Genomic DNA, 14,581 nt, shown 5'->3' with positions numbered 1-14,581 from the left:
AGAGTACGACGATCGCGGCGACGACCCCTGTCGCGGCCGCGACGGCGGCAAGCTGGACAATTCGCGTGCGCGTCCAGCCACGCCGAGAACGATGACTGGGCACTCTGCTGTTGGTGCCTGTGGGTTCTTGGTCACTGGGCGGCACGCTCGTTGAGCCCTCGGTCCTCGACCCGTCTTGGTTTCTAGACACGGAGCTCCTGAGCGAAATGGATCATGTTCTCGGCCGGCGATGATGTCCCAGCCTCCCCGTGAAAGGGCGCTGAGCCTAGGCCGGATGTCGTGGCGTGTGGGTTTTCAGCCGTCGTGAGGCAACAACTGCTTTTAACCGCAGGAGGCAGCACCGGCCGCCCTCCTTCGTAGACCTCGGTGAGCGGGCGACGCTCGTGCGGGATTAATGGCGTAAAGAAATCGGTTGAATGCACGTGGAAGCGGAGGGCGAGGGCAAAGGCAATCCGGTGGCAGTAGAACTTCCGAAAGATCCGACAACGGAATGGATGTTTTCTTTGCGCTTCCCGGAATCGAGAACTGCGCTGCTGCAGAGCAGTCAACGCGCAGCAGCTCATTTTAAAGAGAAATGTGGAACGAATCGCTGCCGGCCCCTTGGCATGGCTGGTCGGGCTATTGTGTGCGCATGTTTGGTTTGACGTTGGAGAAGTTGTTGCTGGTTGGGGTGGTGGCAGTTTTTTTGGTGGGCCCGGAAAAGCTTCCGCATTACGCGGCCATGTTGGGCCGTGTAGTGCGGCAGCTGCGGGTGTTAGCGTCCGGGGCATCGGATCGGCTACGGGATGAGATGGGCCCTGACTTCGATGACGTCGACTGGAAGAAGTACGATCCCCGCAAGTATGACCCCCGCCGGATCATCCGGGAGGCACTCCTGGACAGTGACGATGCGCCGCCACACAGCCCCAGCCAGGTGCAGCCCCGCACCGACGATCCGCTCGCTTCGCCAAAGGGAGCGGAAGATGTCGTCCAGCAGGAACCCGTGATCACACCGCCAGCGACCGAACCCTCAGGACTCGACATTTCCGGGACAAGCGACGCTCGTTGAGCGCAGGCCGCCGCGTCAGGCGGTGAGCCCTTCCTCGAGGTTTTGGGCACGTTTGGCGGTGCGACGGTCGTGAAGGGCGGCGATGCCGTACGCGGTGAAGTAGAGCAGGACCATGGGGATGGCGAGCAGGAACATGGAGATGACATCGGCGGCCGGGGTCGCAATGGCAGTGAACAAGATGATGATGAGCGTTGCGATTCGCCAGGACTTGATGATGGAGTGGGCGCTGATCACGCCCGCGAAGTTGAGCAGTACCAGGAACACTGGGAGCACGAAAGCGATCCCGATAGCGACGACGAGTTTGAGGACGAAGTCGAAGTAGTTTTGGGCGTTGATGAAGGCCGCGTCTTGGGTGGGTGCGAATCCGGTCATGAGTTCCACGACGTGGGGAAGGACATACCATCCCGCCGCGCAGCCCGCCAGAAACAGGGGAATGGCGGTGAAGAAGAAGGCGAACGTGTACCGCTTTTCTGTGCGAGTGAGGCCGGGCATCAGGAACGCGAAGGTTTGGTAGAGCCAGACTGGGCTGGACACGATCAGGCCCACGTAGAGCGATATTTTCAGCTTCAGGTCGAAAGCGGAGGTGATGTCGGGGTAGTTGATTTGAGCGTTTCGGTGTTGGGCGTGCACGATGGCATAGATCGGTTCCCGGAGCGCGTCCCAGACGAAGCCGGAGAGTAACCAGCCCACGATGGCGCCGAGCAGAATCCCGGCCGCTGCGAGGAACAGGCGTTTACGTAGTTCCAGAAGATGCTGGCCCAAAGTCATCCGCCCCGCGGGGGCGGGCCGAGACCGGGCGCCCAGGACCACGACGGTTACGGCATCGAAGACGGCCCAGTGGCGCCCGTCTGCTTGGCGGGCTCAATGCGCGGCTCAGGGGTGACAGCTGACGAAACGGGTTTGTCGTCTTCTGGTTCCGTTCTGATTTCGCTTTTGAGAATCTTCATCGACTGACCCAAGCTCCGGGCAAGCCCGGGAAGTTTGGGTGCGCCAAAGAGCAGCAAAATGATCACCAGAATGATCAGGAAATGCCATCCAGTCAAATTGCCCAGCATTATGTGGTGTCCTCCCTGTGACAAAAAATGAGTGAACGCATCGTATACCCCGACATCGACCGGCCCCGGGCAACCGAATAAATACTCCCGCGAACGTCAGGCCGGGACCATGGTGGGTTGCAGCCGGTGCTAGGCCGACCGGCCGAGAGGGCCGCCTATTTGATGTTTTCAGTATCCTGAAACTAATTCCTGTGCGAGCCCCTAAGCCGCGCTGGCGGAGCGTAACGTTCGCTGGGTCGGAGTCATTCAGGCTGTGATGCGAGGTTGGACGCACCATGCTGTTTCGGGTGCGGACAGGGGTCCCGGCCCGCCATGAGCACACGAGATGGTTGGAGAAGCGTTCATGTTTGAGCACAAATTCATTACTAACGCGATCAGCAGGAGCGCGGAAAACGCCTTGGACCGGCGCCGTTTTTTCCAGGCAGCGGGCGTCGCCGGATTCGGTGTCGGATCAGCGGTGCTCCTCGCCGGTCAACCCGCCCTGGCCACCGAACGAAAAGATGACGGTGGTGCGCCCAGCGATTCCGCAATTTTGAACTTCGCCCTGAACCTGGAATACCTCGAGGCCGAGTTCTACCTCCAAGCCGTCACAGGAAACGGACTGCCCGATGACATGATCACCGGGCGCGGACAGCAAGGAGACGTTAGCGGCGGCTACGCCGTGCCCTTCGACACCCCCGCGATCCGTAAGTACGCGCAAGAAATCGCGGCGGACGAGAAATCCCACGTCGCCTTCCTCCGGAGCGCCCTCGGTGGCGCCGCAGTGTCCCGGCCCACGCTCAACCTCGATGACAGCTTCACCGCCGCAGCCCTCGCCGCCGGACTGATCGGCCCCGGCGAAACCTTCGACGTGTTCGAGAACGAAGTCAACTTCCTCTTCGGCGCCTTCATCTTCGAAGACGTCGGCGTGACCGCATACAAAGGCGCCGCACCCCTCATCAGTAACAGAACCTACCTGGAAGCCGCGGCCGGCCTCCTCGCCGTTGAGGCCTACCACGCAGGCATCATCCGAACCACCCTCTACTCCCTCGGCGTGGAGACCCCATCGATCTACCCGACCGTCCAGAAAATCTCCGACGCCCGAGACAGCCTCGACGGGCCCACGGACCTTGACCAAGGCATCGGCACAGCCGACAAGTCCAACCTGGTCCCCACGGACGCGAACGCGCTCGCCTTCAGCCGCACCCCCGGCCAAGTCCTCAACATCGCCTACCTCACCCCCAACAAGGCCACCTCCGGCGGATTCTTCCCCGACGGCGTCAACGGTAAAATCAACACCAGCGGACACTAAACAACGGCCCTCTGCCCGATCCACAGCGGGCAGAGGGCACCCCACCAGCCCGCAAAACGATCTCCCATGCCGGGATGACTCACAATGTTGGCACCATACGGACGTATGCTGCGACAACAACATTGCGGAATCGTTCTTCTCAATACTGAAGAACGAACGCATTTACCGGACCGTGTACGCGAGAAAAAGCCAAGCTCGCAACGACGTCATCCGCTACATCGAAGGCTTCTACAACAGCCGACGCCGGCACTCAGCGCTCGGTTACCGTATACCCAACGAAGTCCACCATGGTTATCAACAGCCCTAGCAGCGTAGAAGAAACCACCAGGTCCGCTGTCCGAAATCTCCGCAGCAGCTCAGTGCGTCGGAGATCACGAGCTCGACGCCGTCGAGAAAGCGGGTCTTCAGCGAGCGGAGGAAGCTCGTCCAGAACGCCTCCGTCTCGCTGTAACCGACGTCGAAGCCGAGGACCTCACGGCGCCCGTCGGCGGCAACCCAGATCGCGACGACCATGGCTTGGGAGATCACGCGGTGGTTGACGCGAGCCTTGCAATACGTGGCATCGAGGAACACGTAGGGGTACCCGGTCTCGCCGAGGTCCCGGTCGCGGAACGCGGCGACTTCCCGGTCCAGACGCGCAAATCCGTGACACTTCTGACTTGGAGATCCCGGTGTCCGCGCCGAGGGCCTTGACCAGGTCGTCGACCTTCCTGGTCGAAACGCCGTGGAGGTAAGCCTCCATGACGACGACGAACAGGACCTGGTCCACCTGGCGGCGGCGCTCGAGGAGCGCGGGGAAGAATGAACCCTGGCGCCGCTTGGGGATCTTCAGGTGCAGGTCCCCGACCGCCGTCGACAGCACGCGCGGGCGGGAGCCGTTCCGCTGGGTGGTGCGGTCTTCGGAACGCTCGAAACGGCCGACACCGATGAGGGCGGTGGCCTCCTCATCGATGAGTTCTTGGCAGAGGGTTTTGGTCGCGACGCGGATGCGGTCGGGGACATGGGTGAGGTTGAGTTCCGCGAGGAGGTCAAGCAGGGCAGACGGGACTGCCCCCGGTTTGGTTGACTCCTGACCTGTGGAGATTCGTCTTCGCTGGAAAGATGTCACCATGCCCAAGCCCTACCCACCCGAGTTCCGTCGCGATGTCGTCGCGGTCGCTCGCAAGCACGAAGCCCCGCTGAACCAGATAGCGAAGGACTTCGGCATCTCCGAGTCGTGCCTGGCGAACTGGCTGAAGAAAGCCGACGTCGAAGAGGGGGTGAAGCCCGGCGTGACGGAGAAGGAGTCGGTTGAGCTGCGGGAGGCGAGGAAACGGATCCGGCTGCTGGAGCAGGAAGCCGAAGTAATGCGCCGCGCGGTCGCCTACCTCTCCCGGGACGTCAACCCAAAATGATGTACCCGCTGGTCCGCGAACTGGCCGTCGACGGAGTCCCCGTCACGGTGACCTGCCGGGTATTGCACTTCTCCAAACAAGCCTTCTATCAGTGGCTCCGAAACCCGGTCTCCCAACGTGATTGGGATGATGCGCACCTGACCAATGCGGCGTGGGACGCCCACCAGGACGACCCCGCGTTCGGCTACCGGTTCATCTCCGACGAGCTCAACCATGCGGGCCTGAAGGCTGGTGAGAACCGGGTCTGGCGGTTGTGCTCTCAGCAGCGGCTCTGGTCCGTGTTCGCGAAGAAACGCGGCCTGAGGGGCAAGGCCGGCCCGCCCGTCCACGACGACCACGTTCAGCGGAACTTCACCGCGACCCGGCCGAACCAGCTGTGGTTGACCGACATCACCGAGCATCGCACCGATGAGGGCAAAATCTACCTCTGCGCGATCAAGGACGTGTGGTCGAACAAGATCGTCGGCTACTCGATCGACTCCCGAATGAAAGCATCCCTGGCCGTCGCAGCGGCCCGCAACGCGATCGGGCAACGTGACATCGACGGCACGATTCTGCACTCCGACCGCGGCTCTCAATTCCGCTCCAACGCCTTCGTCCGGGTCCTGAAGAACAACGCCATCACCGGGTCGATAGGCCGCGTCGGCGCGTGCGGCGATAACGCCGCGATGGAGTCGTTCTTCGCCCTGCTGCAGACAAACGTCCTCGACCGGCAACGATGGGCCACCCGGGAGGAACTACGCCTGGCAATCGTCGTCTGGATCGAGCGAACCTACCACCGGAAGCGTCGGCAACGTCGCCTCGGCAAACTCACCCCGATCGAGTTTGAGACAATAAACATGGCCCTCAACGCCGCCTGAAACCACTAACCCAACGAGTCAACTGAACTCGGGGCAGTCCCAACTATATGCCAGCAGTGACCGGAGATTCCTGTGAAAGTGCTCCTCGACCAGCGCAATCTCACAGGAAGCCCGCCAAACCCACCAAACGGTGACGGCGCTCACTGAAATTCCCCAGTTCTGCTCACTGAAATTCCCCACTCCGGGTCGCTTCCGCTCATAGAAGCGGGCCTTCCTCGATGCTGGTGGTCTTCGACCACACACCAGTACGAGGAAGGCCCTACTCCTATGCTTTCAGAGGAGGACGACGTGGACATCCACGCGCTCAAACGGCAAGGGATGACGATCAGTGAGATCGCCCGCCGCACCGACCACGACCGTAAGACAATCCGCGCCTACCTGGCCGGCCAACGCACCCCGGGAGTGCGTCAACGCGCCGCCCCGGACCCGTTCGACGCGTTCATCGACTACGTCACCGCCCGCCTGGGCGAGGACCCGCATTTGTGGGCGGCGACGCTGCGGGACGAGCTCGTCCCGCTGGGCTTCTCGGGGTCGTATCAAACCCTGACTCGCCAGATCCGGGACCGGAACCTCCGGCCCGCCTGCACGGCCTGCGCGCACGTGACGAAGCGGCCCAACGCGATCATTGAGCACCCGCCGGGCGAGGAGACCCAGTTCGACTGGGTCGAGCTGCCCGACGCCCCAGCCGCCTGGGCGTTCCCGACCAAACGCGCCTACGTCCTCGTCGGGTCCCTCGCGCACTCCGGGGTTTGGCGGGCGGTGATCTCCCCATCGATGGACCTGCCCCACCTGCTCGCGGCAATGACGGTGCTGCTGGGGCTGCTGGGCGGGGTGACGAAAACGTGGCGGTTCGACCGGATGAGCACCGTGCTGAAGGCCGGGACGAGTGATCTGACGCCGATGTTCGCCGCGTTCTCCAAGCACCACGCCGTCAGCGTCGTCGCGTGCCGGCCCCGGTCGGGCAACCGCAAGGGCGTGGTCGAGAAGAACAACCACACCGCCGCGCAGCGCTGGTGGCGCAACCTCCCCGACGACGTCACCCTCGAGCAAGCACAGCAACGCCTCACCGCATTCGCGACCGGGCAAGACGGCCGGCGGCGCGAGGGCCGCGACGGGTCGACGACGGCCGCGGTCATGTTCGCCGCAGAGCGCCTCCAACCGTTGCCGCCGACCGTGTTCCCGGTCGTGGTGACCGAGGAACGCACCGCGACACGGCAGGCCCTGATCGATTGGCGCGGGAACCGGTACTCGGTGCCGCCAGAGCTGGCCGCGGCCCGCGTCGTCGTCCACCAACGCCTCGGCGCGGCAACCATCGACATCGCCACGATCTCGGGCGTCGTCCTTGCCCGACACACGCTCGCGGAGGCTGGCCTCGGAGTCACGATCCGCGACAGCGGACACGTCACCGCCCTGGAGACCATCGCGATGGCCTCAGCGCCTCCCGGCCGGCCGCACCGGAAGAAGGAACGCATCCCGCCCGGCATCGCGGCCCGCCGCGCCGCCCTGGCGCTGACCGGCACCGCCGAACCCACCACCGTGATCAGCCTGGCCGCTTACGAGACGGCCGCGAAGAACAGGAACACCCTCCGATGAACACACCCCTGACCACCACCGAAACGACCGCTGCGCCTGTCTCGACGGCGACGGCGGCGAGCGTCTATCAGCAGTTGCGCGGCCACCTCACCGAGCTCAAACTCGCCGACGCCGCCGACGCTCTGCCCCGCGTCCTGGACCAGGCCCAAGCCGAGGGTTGGAGCCTCACCCACGCCCTCGAGCGCCTGCTCGCCATCGAGGTCACCGCGACCGACGCCCGACGTCTCTCGGGCCGGTTCCGCTTCGCGAACCTCCCCACCGGCGCCACCCTGGACGACTTCGACCTCGACGCCGCCTCCGGTATCGACCGCAACCTCCTCGCCGAGCTCGGCACCTGCCGCTACCTCGAGACCGCGACCAACGTGCTCCTGATCGGACCGCCCGGAGTCGGGAAAACCCACATCGCGACCGGCCTCGGCCACGCCGCAGTCCAGGCCGGCTACCGCACCTACTTCACCTCTGCCGCTGACCTCGCGGCCCGCTGCCACCGCGCCGCGATCGAGGGCAAGTGGGGCACGATGATGCGGTTCTTCGCAGGCCCCACCCTGCTCATAATCGACGAACTCGGCTACCTTCCGCTGCCCGCCGAGGCCGCGTCAGCACTGTTCCAAGTCATCAACCAGCGCTACCTGAAAACATCGATCGTGATCACCACGAACCGCCCCGTCGGCGCCTGGGGCGAGATCCTCGGCGACACCACCGTCGCCGCCGCGATGCTCGACCGGCTCCTACACCGATCCGTCGTCGTCACCCTCGACGGCGGCTCCTACCGACTCCGCAACCACGCCGCCCAATCCAACGAGCTCCGCCGCGTGACAACGGGCACGAACTTCCACTAACCTAACCCCGCGACCTGGGGAGCTCCGATGAGCAAGACTGGGGAAATTCGCTGAGCGCCGTCAACGGGGAATGACGAGTGTCGCCGGATCAGAATCAGCGTTGTTTGATGGCGTGTTCAACACGGGAGTTCACAAATGGCGTCCATGGTCGTCAGATTGCAGCTCCCCGATGGGACACAAACGCGGCATTCAGTATGGAAACGAAACGTTTCCAGTGGGGAATCCCTACTGCAGAAGATGGGAACGGGCGCCCGGGGGCAATCTCGAGCGCCAACATCGGGAAAGACTTTGGCCCCGCCGCGAGTAGCCGTTCATTCCGCTCCGCAGTGCACGGGCAAGTCGACGAATCGAAAAACGGCGACCGCCAACGCCGTGAACTGTCTTGTCCGAGCCGGCGATACAGGCAGCCTGCGCACCTCCACGGCCCCTTGTCGGTCGAGCTCAACGTCGACGAGGCTTTCCCAGCAGAGATTTCCGAGCAGGCACAATCTGGGAGAGACATGCGACCCGACGCGACACGAGTGAGATGAACTAGCGGTTCGGGATTCCCTCAGTAGTGTCGTGGTGGCGCCCCAGCCCATTGCCGCGCACTCTGATCTGATCCCACACCCGGCAGGACACTCCCCGCATATGACCGTATGTGAAGTACCGAGCAATTGTGGTCAATCCACACTAAATTCCACCTCCGCGACGTCCCCTGAGAAGGGGCTCGGTTCGTGACGAGTTCGCGCAACCCGACCCGTGCGCCACGTTCAAAGACCGAACACAGGGTTCCGTCAAATAGACCGTCACATTCAACGCGCATTAGCGTGGGCCGTTTGATCCGCTCAGAATCCCCGAACTATTTTCTACTCCTGGGAACGACGCTGTTCTTGGTTATCTTGGGCTTGATCATGGTCCTGTCTTCGTCATCAGTAGATTCCTTTGTTGCTCACGAGGGTTTCTTCGGCGTTGTGCTTCATCAAGGTGCCATCGCCCTCGTCGGTGTCCCATTGATGCTCGTGCTCAGCCGGATGCCGTTGAAGTTCTGGCAACGTATCGCTTGGCCGACGCTCATCGCTACTTGCCTCGTTCAGTTGCTCGTCTTCACCCCGCTGGGTGTGACCGTGGCCGGGAACACCAACTGGCTGTCCATTGGCAGTTTTCAATTCCAGCCATCTGAAGCCATCAAAGTCGCCCTCGTCATTTGGCTGGGCATGCTTCTGGCACAGAAGAAAGATCACCTCGACGACTGGCGCCACGTCCTCGTGCCCGTTTTTGGCATCGGCGGCACGGCCGTCATGCTCGTCATGATCCGCGGCGATCTGGGGACAACAGTAATCCTCGCCGGCATCCTCTTTGGCTCCCTCTTCTTCGCCGGCGTAAAACTACGCATGCTCGCCATCCCCCTGGGGATCGGCGCCCTTGGCGCCCTGGCTGCGGCCATGGCCAGCGGAAACCGGATGGCCCGGATACTGAGCTTCTTCGGCACCGGCTGCGACGGCTCAACCGGCACGATTTCCGCCGCATGCTGGCAACCCTTGCACGGCACGTGGGCCCTCGCGTCGGGCGGCATCTTCGGCGTTGGACTCGGGAACTCCAAAGCGAAATGGTCCTGGCTTCCAGCCGCGGACAACGACTACATCTTCGCGATCATCGGCGAGGAACTCGGTCTCATCGGCGCAATCGTGGTGCTCGCCCTTTTCGTCCTGCTGGCCATCGCCTTCCTCCGCATCATGAACGCCACCACCAGCCCTCAAGCCAAAGTCAGTACTGCCGCCGTCATGGTCTGGATCATCGGTCAAGCACTCGTCAACATGGGCGTCGTCCTCGGATTCATCCCTGTCCTCGGCGTGCCCCTCCCCTCATTTCTGCTGGGGGCACCGCCCTCCTCACCACCCTCATCGCAATCGGAATCGTGCTCTCCTTTGCACACAGCGAGCCGTCGCCGACACGCACACCTCCACCCCGAAAGCCGGACGCCGACCACCCATAACTCGTCCCGCTCGCTCTCGTCGCAACACTGCACGCTGATTGAAGTGGAAACGGCACGGAATCGATTCTTGGTCCACCCACGGTGTCGACGCTGTGAAATCCTTCGCTGTTGTGTCCTCGATGGACGGTCCACCGAAACGGGTCACGGCCACGACTCGGCGAACTGCCGGGCAGGACCGTCGCCGGATCAAACACGCACGGTTGCGCAACACTTTCGACCAGCCGAATCAGTGCCTCGCACCACCGGGTTTGCGCGTCGAGTCAACAGTTGTTTTGATGGGAACAACGCCTAGTCTCTCGAGCGTGGAGAATGCGGCTAACGGCAACGAATCAATCAACGCGGGCCACCAGAATCGGCTGGACCGATCTCGCGAAATGACACGGAACGACTGGACGAGCGTGCCCGACAAACGGTGGAGTAGCCGGGTCTTGCACAATATCGGCACAGTGAGTGAACACGCCGCAGCGGGATTGGTTGCCGGAAGTGCGCTCGTAGTGTGGGTCGCGGTCGGGATAGCGGCGGAATTTCCTCCCTGGTGGGAGAACGTCCTTTACATTGCGAGTTCATCTGTGACCGTCGTGATGGTCTTCGCAATCCAACACACGCAAGCACGACAACAAGCGGTCACCCAGCGCAAGCTCGACGAGTTGCTACGCGCCCAGCCAACTGCCGACGACCGACTCATCGCGTTGGAAGGTGCGTCGGACGACGAATTGGAGGCCCTCACCGACCTTAGTCAAGAGAACCGAAAACGAGCCCTCGGTACGGATGCCCCGCCACCGATTGTGGATCCACCGAGGTAGGGAATCGAAGGGGCCCGGGTACCGACCAGATCGGGACCTGCCCGGCCAGACCGTCCCAGTCTTTCTATTTCGTTCACGTTGAGGAACCCTTGACGTCATCATTGGCGGCGCACGTCGGGTCAGGTGACCGGAACCTCTAGCCTGTTCATATGATCACTTTGATTCAAGCGGCGATTCTGGGATTCCTGCAAGGGATCACGGAATTGTTCCCCATTTCCAGCCTTGGCCACAGTGTCATCCTGCCCACACTCTTCGGCTGGAACATCGACCAAAGCAGCCCCGCGTTCCTCGGGCTTCTCGTTGCCACCCATCTGGCTACCGCTATCGTTCTCTTCCTCTTCTTCATAAAGGACTGGATCCGCGTTTTCCGCGGGTTCGGACGTTCCATCCGGGATCGTAAAATCGGCCCTGACGACATCTACGCGAAACTCGCCTGGCTACTCGTCGCCGCAACAATCCCCGCGGGTATCGTGGGCCTGCTCTTGGAGAAGCCCCTCCGGTCCCTTTTCGCATCCCCACTGATCGCTGCCGCATTCCTTGTGTTCAACGGCCTCATTCTTCTGACCGCAGAACGCCTCCGACGGCATCCGAACCGGGCTCAGACCGGACGGGTGAGCGTTGATGCTGTTGCGAGCGGACGCCCCATCCCCGCGGGCTCGGCCAACACGCAAATGTCCGAGACCGAGAGGTCCGACACCACGATCGCCAAGCTCACCTGGAAACAGGCGTTCGGAATCGGCGTCGCGCAGACGGCCGCCCTGCTACCGGGAATATCCCGATCAGGATCAACCATGGTCGGTGGGCTCCTCTCCGGACTCAACCACGAAACCGCTGCCCGATTCAGTTTCCTACTGGCCACACCCATCATCGGCGCCGCGGCCGCACTGAAACTCCCGGGACTGTTCAGCCCACAGATGGCCGATCAGAGCGGCGCGTTCCTCGTCGGTGCACTCTGCTCGGCCGTTGCCGCATGGTTAGCCACGAAGTTCCTGCTGCGCTTCTTCGAGACCAGGACACTCACTCCTTTCGCGATTTACTGCATCGTCGCCGGAACCATCTTCTTCGTAGTCCTGCTCGCGTTCCCTTAGAAGTCCGTCAGGACACCGCACGTCAAATCAGTTGAGATTCCATTCCTCGGAGCCCACACGGTCATCACCCCCTACGTCCTCGCTCGGCTGAGGCATCCTTGGCGATGACGTGCAGTATGGCCGCATCACCCGCGCCGATCCGCACTTCGAGGTCATCCCGGGGATCCAAATAGCCGATCGTGCAGCGGGTTCAGGATCTGTGCTCGATGTCGACAGCAAGCCACCCGCCCGATCACAGGTCGCGCCTGTCTCATGTCAGAGGTCCCTACCCAGCCGCGACTTTGCGGATCTCAGCTGGCGCCAGAATCCGAGTTCGGAAAGTTGACCCGGCATACCGACGGGACAGGATCATCGACCAAGTGATAAGAATCGCACCCTACGAGGGACAGTTCGCGGCCCTGGACCACACTGCGGACTCGGCTGAAAGATTCGCGCTGGCAGCGCCAGCCAGGGTCCAGCAGATGGGTTCCAGAAAATTGTTAGCGTCGCGTGCATCCAAAACGGAAGTTCAATCAGAAGAGAGTCTGGGAGGCGATGACGCTTCCCGCCCGTTACAACTAGCAGGAGGTAACTATGCGCAAGACCATCGCTGTCGGCGCCGTAGTCGGTGTACTCGTCGCCCTCGCGGGATTCATGCCGGCAAACGCCAATGAGAACCACAGCCACGGGGACAACGGCCCCGCCGAACTAACCGTGTTCCACGCAATCCCGGGCGTCACCGTCGACGTTTACGTCAACGGAGCACTCACCCTGGATAATTTCACCCCCGGTTCCTTCTCGGACACTCTGAGCCTTGACCCAGGCACGTATTCCGTCGCGATCACCGCCGCCGACGCCAAAGACGCCTCCAATCCCGTGATCGGCCCGATCGATCTGAAGCTGGGCAGCGGCAACAACTACACCGCCGTCGCACACCTGACGGAGGCCGGCATGCCGACCGCGACCCTGTTCCAGAACAACCCGGATCCCGTCGGAAAGGGCAAGGGTCGACTCACGGTCCGCCACGTCGCCGCTGCACCCTCTGTCGATATCCTGGCCAACGGTGCCGCCGCGATCACCGACCTGACCAACCCCGACGAGGTCGAACTGACCCTCCCGACGGGGACGATCAGCGCGGCCGTCGCCGCGACCGGCACGACCGCAGCGCTGATCGGTCCGGCCGACGTGACCATTGCCAAGCGCACGAACACCATCGTGTATGCGTGGGGCAGCCTCGCTGACCACAACCTCGCCCTCGCCGTGCAGACCGTCAAGCTCGACAAGGCCCACCACTAAGCAACACCCAGACACCTCCTGCGCTCTGCCATCCGAGCGCAGGAGGTGTCCGCTTCAACGCACACAAACTAGATCCAAATCCGCCCGATACATCAGGGTGAGCTCCACCGGTCTCCTGTGGGCCAAACGTGCATATGGCCGCCGACTCAACCCGAGCCACGAGGACACAAAATCCCTTCGACGGCCAAACCTATTGCCAGTGGCTCTCTGAAGGCGCTTCTGGCTATTCTGTGCCTGACATCGATCTGCGCCCACCGTCGACGGGGGGACCATGATCAAGCAACATGCCGGTCGACGCTTGACTGCGAATAGCCCGGGCACCGGGATGAACCGCAGTCTTCGAATCCTCAGCGGAGCACGTAACCGATTGGAGGCGAGCGATGACACACATTGACCCCGAGAACCTTGCCATCATCGCCCTGGCCGGGGCCGACCTCACCGAAGTTGAACGCGAGCACCTCGCGGGATGTCCGGGGTGCGCGCTCGAACTCCTTTCTCTCCAGCACACTGTGATTGTCGGCCAGGCGGCGCGCAACGTGTCCCTCACCGAGCCTGCTGAAACGGTCTGGGAGCGGATTCATGGCGCTCTCGGTCTCAGTGCTGCCGTCAAGAGCACACCACGACGTGACCAATTCGTCGGCGCAACGTCCGCAGCGGCAACCAATGTCCCGGAGCCCGCCCAAACCCGAACTTCGAGGGATCATCTCACCGCGACGAGGGCTCGCACACTCGTTGATCTGGCGCCGCGTCGCCGTCGGTGGCTACCTGTTTCCTTCGCAGCTGCGCTCGTTGGCCTCATCGCGGGCCTGGCCGGTGGTATCTGGTTCGACTCACTTCAGCAGGCCGCCGCACCAACAGTGATTTACCAAGCGCAACTCACCCCTTCCCCGGCTGGCAAGCACACGGCCAAGCGTCGGTTAAGGAAAAGCGCGGACGGGCACCGCAACGTGACCGTCGACCTGACGGCTCCCGCCACCCCGGATACCTCGCTACGCGAGGTCTGGCTGATCAAAGCAGACGCCTCAGGACTGATCAGCATCGGCCTGCTCGACGGAAACACCGGCCGCTTCGACATCCCCGATACTGTCGACCTCACCCAATATCCCCTCGTCGACATCTCAGCTCAACCCAACAACGGGAACCCCGCGCACTCTCGGAACACGATCGTGCGTGGACACCTGCAAGCCAGTTGACACACACTCGCAGGCCCAAACTCGTGAGAACGCCTCGACCGCCGAAAGGAAACGTAGGTGATCCGCGCCGTGGCACTCTAGTTTGCCTGGAATCGGGCAGTCCGGAGCAACAGACGGGGGCGCGATCGGGGTCGCTGGCGAGGCGGCAGGTGGGAAACGTCCAGGGC

12 protein-coding genes and 2 pseudogenes are annotated in these 14,581 nt (G+C 62.6%); 11 read left to right on the top strand and 3 right to left on the bottom strand.

Going from position 1 to position 14,581, the window contains the following annotated elements; genetic code table 11:
• Positions 1–631 precede the first annotated feature (631 nt).
• Positions 632–1,048, top strand: coding sequence for a twin-arginine translocase TatA/TatE family subunit (locus tag RGU41_RS03235; protein WP_322137289.1), 417 nt, complete (start codon positions 632–634; stop codon positions 1,046–1,048).
• 15 nt (positions 1,049–1,063) lie between these two features.
• Here RGU41_RS03235 and tatC read toward each other — a convergent pair whose 3' ends face one another.
• Positions 1,064–1,816 (bottom strand): twin-arginine translocase subunit TatC, encoded by a 753-nt coding sequence (gene tatC, locus RGU41_RS03230; RefSeq protein WP_322135516.1) that lies wholly within the window; start codon positions 1,814–1,816, stop codon positions 1,064–1,066.
• Positions 1,817–1,863: 47 nt separating this feature from the next.
• The gene (tatA, locus tag RGU41_RS03225) at positions 1,864–2,103 is read right to left on the bottom strand and encodes a Sec-independent protein translocase subunit TatA (protein WP_134558614.1); all 240 of its coding nucleotides are present in this window, start codon (positions 2,101–2,103) and stop codon (positions 1,864–1,866) included.
• Between the two features lie 343 nt (positions 2,104–2,446).
• On the opposite strand from tatA, the gene RGU41_RS03220 reads away from it, so the two are divergent.
• Complete coding sequence (locus RGU41_RS03220; RefSeq protein ID WP_322135515.1) at positions 2,447–3,394, top strand: ferritin-like domain-containing protein; 948 nt, start codon at positions 2,447–2,449, stop codon at positions 3,392–3,394.
• 97 nt (positions 3,395–3,491) lie between these two features.
• A pseudogene (locus tag RGU41_RS03215) lies at positions 3,492–3,701 on the top strand (integrase core domain-containing protein); the annotation flags it as partial.
• A gap of 53 nt (positions 3,702–3,754) precedes the next feature.
• Here the strand turns inward: RGU41_RS03215 and RGU41_RS03210 are convergent.
• Positions 3,755–4,478, bottom strand: a pseudogene (locus tag RGU41_RS03210) (IS256 family transposase); the annotation flags it as partial.
• Between the two features lie 25 nt (positions 4,479–4,503).
• On the opposite strand from RGU41_RS03210, the gene RGU41_RS03205 reads away from it, so the two are divergent.
• From RGU41_RS03205 to RGU41_RS03170, 8 genes are all read left to right on the top strand, one after another.
• Positions 4,504–5,648, top strand: a protein-coding gene (locus tag RGU41_RS03205) for an IS3 family transposase (RefSeq protein ID WP_322135514.1) whose coding sequence is annotated in 2 segments (ribosomal slippage) — positions 4,504–4,783 and positions 4,783–5,648 — 1,146 coding nt in all. Because the reading frame shifts where the segments join, the coding sequence is not laid out codon by codon here.
• Positions 5,649–5,915: 267 nt separating this feature from the next.
• Positions 5,916–7,241 (top strand): Mu transposase domain-containing protein, encoded by a 1,326-nt coding sequence (locus tag RGU41_RS03200; protein ID WP_322135513.1) that lies wholly within the window; start codon positions 5,916–5,918, stop codon positions 7,239–7,241.
• Positions 7,238–8,080 (top strand): IS21-like element helper ATPase IstB, encoded by an 843-nt coding sequence (istB, locus tag RGU41_RS03195; RefSeq protein ID WP_322135512.1) that lies wholly within the window; start codon positions 7,238–7,240, stop codon positions 8,078–8,080. Before RGU41_RS03200 ends, istB begins: the two co-directional genes overlap by 4 nt.
• Before the next feature lie 809 nt (positions 8,081–8,889).
• Positions 8,890–10,347: a putative peptidoglycan glycosyltransferase FtsW gene (locus RGU41_RS03190; RefSeq protein WP_322135511.1), complete on the top strand. Its 1,458-nt coding sequence runs from the start codon at positions 8,890–8,892 to the stop codon at positions 10,345–10,347.
• 10 nt (positions 10,348–10,357) lie between these two features.
• Positions 10,358–10,858 (top strand): low affinity iron permease family protein, encoded by a 501-nt coding sequence (locus RGU41_RS03185; RefSeq protein WP_322135510.1) that lies wholly within the window; start codon positions 10,358–10,360, stop codon positions 10,856–10,858.
• A 149-nt stretch (positions 10,859–11,007) separates the two neighbouring features.
• Positions 11,008–11,946 (top strand): undecaprenyl-diphosphate phosphatase, encoded by a 939-nt coding sequence (locus RGU41_RS03180; RefSeq protein WP_322135509.1) that lies wholly within the window; start codon positions 11,008–11,010, stop codon positions 11,944–11,946.
• A 573-nt stretch (positions 11,947–12,519) separates the two neighbouring features.
• Positions 12,520–13,221 (top strand): DUF4397 domain-containing protein, encoded by a 702-nt coding sequence (locus RGU41_RS03175; RefSeq protein ID WP_322135508.1) that lies wholly within the window; start codon positions 12,520–12,522, stop codon positions 13,219–13,221.
• A gap of 380 nt (positions 13,222–13,601) precedes the next feature.
• The gene (locus RGU41_RS03170) at positions 13,602–14,414 is read left to right on the top strand and encodes an anti-sigma factor domain-containing protein (protein WP_322135507.1); all 813 of its coding nucleotides are present in this window, start codon (positions 13,602–13,604) and stop codon (positions 14,412–14,414) included.
• Positions 14,415–14,581 lie beyond the last annotated feature (167 nt).

It is taken from the genome of Cryobacterium sp. 10C3 (genome assembly GCF_034314285.1).
GTDB lineage: Bacteria > Actinomycetota > Actinomycetes > Actinomycetales > Microbacteriaceae > Cryobacterium > Cryobacterium glucosi.
The sequence above is the reverse complement of the archived record's forward strand: the minus strand, read 5'-3'. Positions and strand labels throughout refer to the sequence as shown.

Bases quoted from the DNA above. Each gene is read 5' to 3' on its own strand.
- RGU41_RS03235 (WP_322137289.1), top strand. From the start codon at position 632: ATGTTTGGTTTGACGTTGGAGAAGTTGTTGCTGGTTGGGGTGGTGGCA.
- tatC (WP_322135516.1), bottom strand. From the start codon at position 1,816: ATGACTTTGGGCCAGCATCTTCTGGAACTACGTAAACGCCTGTTCCTC.
- tatA (WP_134558614.1), bottom strand. From the start codon at position 2,103: ATGCTGGGCAATTTGACTGGATGGCATTTCCTGATCATTCTGGTGATC.
- RGU41_RS03220 (WP_322135515.1), top strand. From the start codon at position 2,447: ATGTTTGAGCACAAATTCATTACTAACGCGATCAGCAGGAGCGCGGAA.
- RGU41_RS03200 (WP_322135513.1), top strand. From the start codon at position 5,916: ATGCTTTCAGAGGAGGACGACGTGGACATCCACGCGCTCAAACGGCAA.
- istB (WP_322135512.1), top strand. From the start codon at position 7,238: ATGAACACACCCCTGACCACCACCGAAACGACCGCTGCGCCTGTCTCG.
- RGU41_RS03180 (WP_322135509.1), top strand. From the start codon at position 11,008: ATGATCACTTTGATTCAAGCGGCGATTCTGGGATTCCTGCAAGGGATC.
- RGU41_RS03175 (WP_322135508.1), top strand. From the start codon at position 12,520: ATGCGCAAGACCATCGCTGTCGGCGCCGTAGTCGGTGTACTCGTCGCC.
- RGU41_RS03170 (WP_322135507.1), top strand. From the start codon at position 13,602: ATGACACACATTGACCCCGAGAACCTTGCCATCATCGCCCTGGCCGGG.